The following is a 4,714-nucleotide window of genomic DNA, read 5'->3' on the forward strand; positions in this document are numbered from 1 at the left end:
TCTCGAAGTAAAAACATATAAAATCTCTTTGAATACAACTCGATATTTTCATTATATCATATTAGTTGCTTGTGTAATTAATTTTGTTGAGCTACTTATCAGTGAGTTGATGAGGATGTTTTTGAAGATGTCTTATTTGCAAAGATTCAAAGTTAACTCGTTTACCACTTTCATTCCTAATGTGTGCAAATCTTAGATAAGGTGATGGCGCTTGTCGAGTTACACCAAGCGCAGGTATTCCGCATCCAAGAAAAGAATTGGTTGCGTCAGAAATAAACTGATATCCATATAGTAAAAATCCCCGACATTTAGGATTCTGCCTAGCTACCTCTTGAATCCATCGATCGCTAGTTCTTGCAGCAGCCTCTATATCTCTAACCCCTTGTTTAAGGATGTTTCCAAGTTCTGGATATTGATATATCCTGCCGTTGAGCTTATTTGAATCCTGCATTCTGCACAAGCATGTCCATTTAGCGTTTTCTATCTCTGCTTGAAACGGTATATGAATAGGAGCATAGAAAAAATCCTGACGCTCTGGATCAAAACGCAAAGTGTCATTTTCATAATCTTCTCGGCTCTGATCGAATACATCTAGCTTTTCTGGTCTAGATGAACCTCTTTGAACCCCACCTGAAAATGTTCGCCCTTTCTGATTTATACAGTAGGATATGACAACTCCACTTGTAGCATGATAACTAGAGTTAATAATATCTAAATTTCCAGATTCAATCGCAAACCTTTCAACACATTCTAGAACAGAGTTTTGATAAATAAGAGGTGTACCTTCAATTTTTAGAATATCCAATAACTTGTATGGAAATTCTTCATCTAAAAAACCAAGAACAGAATACTCGTTAATGCTTGTTAGATGTCTGTGAGAAAGAATTTCTTCATGAATCAACTCGTCATCTACCTGAGCAGACAAAGTTCTCAAAAAAAAACTTGGGAAGGATCAACACCGTTTTTTACCAAAAGTTCTGGGATACTTTCGTCTGCAAATCCTTCTAAGGCTAAAGCCGCTATCCCCTGATCGAAGGCTTCTTGTGCGGAGCGTGCGAAACCGACTGCGCGATAAAAAGAAGCTGCAAATATAATGGCAGCACGGTCATTAATCGCCGCATTCATCCCGATTGCACAGTTGATAACTTCAGTAATAGCTGTGGCTTGCTCTTTTGAGTAACAGGCGTTGAGAATAACAATCTGGATGTTGTCCTTAAGGGTTGTCATGAGTGCTTTCAAAGCCCTGACACTAACCGCTTTAGGCAAGCCATTATTGTCAGCCAATATAATTTATCCTGAGTTATTTCCATGTCCACTGAAATGGAGAATATGTGGCTTGTGCTCATTGAGTAGTTGCAGTAGGTCGTCGGGACGAACAGCCAAAGCAGGAATTAGTTGTAAATAGTCCCGATGTTCCGAAGCTCTTATTTTTTCAGTAATAGAGCGAACCTCTACATCTAAATTCAAATTTTTAAATGGATTGGCTGCAAGAAATAATACTTTTATCTTATTCATACTTTCATGTGTTCTAAAAAAAAGGAGATAGATAAAACCTTCTCATCACGACTGAAACAAAGCAGTCTAACTATGTATTAGGCGGAAACTTTTCGTATAATCTAACTATAAGGCGTTTAGGCTGATTGTCAAGTTTCCACCTAACCACCTGACGGGTGACAAGCAAGTTGAAAGACTTACAAGACTTTGCGGTTTAAGTTGATCGACCTCCAAAAATATCGGAGCGGGTGAGCTATGGACTATTTCCACTTACCAATCTTGACTCGCCAGTTGGCGGCCCGCTAAAGCCCGCACTTGCTCGTCTGCGTCGGCAACTGCGAGCGATCGCACCAATCGCAAAGTTTCCTCATTTTCGGGATAATGTTCGATAATTGCTTCGAGTGCTGTAAACCGGGGATTGTAAGCAAAAGAACCTGTTCTATCGTAGGCATCGGTAAGAGCTCTGTGGCGCAAAAACTCAAACATTCCCGGTTCGTCCTTCCATCCCCGAATTAACTCTACCAGAGCGATCGCCCGCACCTGCGAATCATCATCCTGCTCGGCCCTAATTTTCAGCCACTCAAAAGTTTGAGACTCATTTGTCCGCCCCCGAGCTAACTTTTGCAAAGCAATTTTCCTCACAGCGGAACTGTCATCGCCCTCTGCTTTAGCCTCCAACATCCGCAAAGTTTCAGCACCATCGGGCCAGTTGCGAGCGAGTTCCTGCACCGCCACCTCGCGCACCTCCTCCTCCCCAGCCTCAAGCTGAATTTTCAACCAAGGCAAGGTTTCCGGATCTTGCGGCCATCCCCGCGCTATTTCTCGCACCAGCACGCTCAGCAAGTGAGAATCCCGCTCCGAGTCCGCCAGTTGCTTGAGAAAAGGCAGCGTCTCGCCCCGGTGTCGCCAGCCTCTTGCTATCTGTTCCACCGCAGTTTCTCGGACGTTGATGTGTCTGTCTGATTGGGCCAGATTTTTCAACCATTCAAAGACTTCGAGACTGGCTGACGGTAAGGTGGCGGCGGCTGCTACTACTACTTGCCGCACAGTCCAATAATCATCTGAGTTCGCAATTTTTTGCAGGAGGGGCAGTGTCTCTGGGCTGTCTGGCCAACCGGAGGCAATTTGTTGCAGGGCTATTTCGCGCAGTTCGGCGTCGAGATCGCCCGCAGCTATATTTTGCAAAAAAGCCAGAGTTTCGGGCTTAGATGGCCAGCCAGAGGCAATTCCTTGGACTGCTGCCTGCCGGACGGTAGAACTCGCGTCGGACTCGGCGAGACTTTTGAGTAGCGGGTAAATATCTGGTTCGCCCGGCCCCTTTTGTGAGGCCAATTCTTCGATCGCTGCTGTACGCACTTCTTCGCTCCTGTCGGAGGCGGCTAGGGTTTTCAGCAGCAAGCAAACCTCGGCATCGGCGGGCCAACCCGCTGCCAATTCCCGCACCGCTACTGTTCGCAGGGTAGAACTTCCTGTCTGGGCAAGGTTTTTGAGCTGGGACACCGTGCCTAAAACGCTGTGCCAACCTCTGGCTATTTCTTGCCACGCTGCGACTCGCACTCCCAAATTTTCGTCGGATTCGGCGGCAGTTCTCAGCAGCAGCAAGGTATCTGTGCGATCGCGCCAATGAGATGCCAACTGTTCCAGGGCGCAGGTGCGGACGGCGGGACTGCGATCGGATTGAGCCAGAACCGCCAGCAGCGGCAAGGTATCGCTGTTGGAGGGCCAACCAGAAGCCATTTCTTCGACGGCGGCCGATCGCACTGCCCAACTTCGATCGGATTTAGCGAGGTTTTTGAGCATCAGGTAAATTTCTGGTTCCTCGGGCCAACCGCAGGCTATGGCTTTGACTGCTGTGGCGCGGACTTCGCCGCTGTCGCTGGAGTGTGCCAGTATTTTCAGCCAAGGCAGGGTTTGCGGGTCGTTTTTCCAAGTCTGGGCGATCGCGGCGATCGATCGATAGCGAATTTGATAAGTTTCCTGCAATTCTTGAGCGCTTTGATAAAGAATCAGAAAAACTGTGCCGTATTGCGATAACTTTTTTAAAGCGTTTAACAGTTTTTTTTCTGTTGTTTCATTGACGCCCTCTTTAACTTTTGACAGGCATTCTGCTGCTAAAAACAAATTAATAAATTTTTCTGGTTGACCGTTTTGCTCGGTCAGATATTCTATAATTTCGTTCGCTGTTTCTTGGTCGAGCTTGGCTGCAATTTCTCTGAGAACTTCGTGTAAAGATTCGTCCCGCCAGTGCTGACCGAAAACTTGTATTTTGAGTTCGGCCCCAGTCAGTTGACCGGTTTTGAGTTTTGCGTCGATTAACTCTGCCACTGTCTGGGGATTATTTTCGTAAACAAGTTTTTTTAACAACATAGTGATATTCTGCCCCCTAAAGTTTGTTTGCATTGAAAGAAGACGCTCGCGGTTGAAACCGCCTCTATACAGGCAAAACCCTAGAAAAGCGGGTTGAATATCTGGCGGTTAAAATACGTTATCCTCTCTTTGTCGGCGTCCGGCGGACATCGTTTGACAAGAAGCGGTTTCAACCGCCGTCTGCATCTTTATTTTATACCAAAACTACTGGCTCAGTCGCGCCCCAACGCAAAATCCGCCACCACCGAATCGGAATGTTGGGTGTTGGCGGATGGATCTCGAACAATTGGGGCGTTGAATTTAACTAGCTGCTACTTGGACGCGAGATCCTGCAACCCGAACCCTAAAAGTCGGAATTGTTACCGTTTCATCGTCCAAACACTGGCCAGTAGCCAAGCTAAAGTTTTGCTTGTAAATGGGAGAAGCAACTTTTAGAGTGCCGTTGCGATCGCCCACAAGTCCCCGCGACAACACAAAAGCCTTGCTAAACGGGTCGTAATTGCTCAAAGCATACAGTTCATCCCCGCTTCCCACTCGGAAAACTGCCACTTGTTCCCCAGCAACCAAAGCGCAAACTCCTGTATTCGGGGCGATCGCATCCAGCGAGCACACATCGACCCAAGTTGTTACTGTATCGGAAACCTGTAATGATTGAACCATTTTTTTTCCTGTTAATTTAATACAATTTCTTTCCCAATTTCCGGTTAAAAACCGCTAAATTGGTTTGTAGTGAGGACTTCAGTCCTTCTAAAAATCCTGCGGACTAAAGTCCTCACTACAAACGTTATCACCGTTATGTGGTTTGTAGTGAGGACTTCAGTCCTCTTAAAATTCCTGCGGACTAAAGTCCTCA

5 protein-coding genes are annotated in these 4,714 nt (G+C 46.2%); all 5 read right to left on the minus strand.

Going from position 1 to position 4,714, the window contains the following annotated elements:
• Window positions 1–91 precede the first annotated feature (91 nt).
• The 5 genes from JGK39_RS32585 to nirD all read right to left on the minus strand — a co-directional run bounded on the left by JGK39_RS32585 (window position 92) and on the right by nirD (window position 4,521).
• Window positions 92–925, minus strand: a complete 834-nt coding sequence (locus JGK39_RS32585) for a hypothetical protein (RefSeq protein WP_293262344.1) — start codon at window positions 923–925, stop codon at window positions 92–94.
• Window positions 926–930: 5 nt separating this feature from the next.
• Window positions 931–1,284 carry a hypothetical protein gene (locus JGK39_RS32590; protein WP_293262347.1) on the minus strand — a complete coding sequence of 118 codons (354 nt, stop codon included), beginning with the start codon at window positions 1,282–1,284 and terminating at the stop codon, window positions 931–933.
• Window positions 1,285–1,290: 6 nt separating this feature from the next.
• Window positions 1,291–1,515, minus strand: a complete 225-nt coding sequence (locus JGK39_RS32595; RefSeq protein WP_293262350.1) for a hypothetical protein — start codon at window positions 1,513–1,515, stop codon at window positions 1,291–1,293.
• 249 nt (window positions 1,516–1,764) lie between these two features.
• Entirely contained in the window at window positions 1,765–3,861 is a 2,097-nt protein-coding gene (locus JGK39_RS32600) for a HEAT repeat domain-containing protein (RefSeq protein ID WP_293262353.1), read from the minus strand.
• Window positions 3,862–4,161: 300 nt separating this feature from the next.
• Complete coding sequence (nirD, locus tag JGK39_RS32605) at window positions 4,162–4,521, minus strand: nitrite reductase small subunit NirD (protein WP_293262356.1); 360 nt, start codon at window positions 4,519–4,521, stop codon at window positions 4,162–4,164.
• Window positions 4,522–4,714 lie beyond the last annotated feature (193 nt).

It is taken from the genome of Microcoleus sp. PH2017_12_PCY_D_A, from assembly GCF_020738565.1.
Classification (GTDB): Bacteria; Cyanobacteriota; Cyanobacteriia; order Cyanobacteriales; family Microcoleaceae; genus Microcoleus.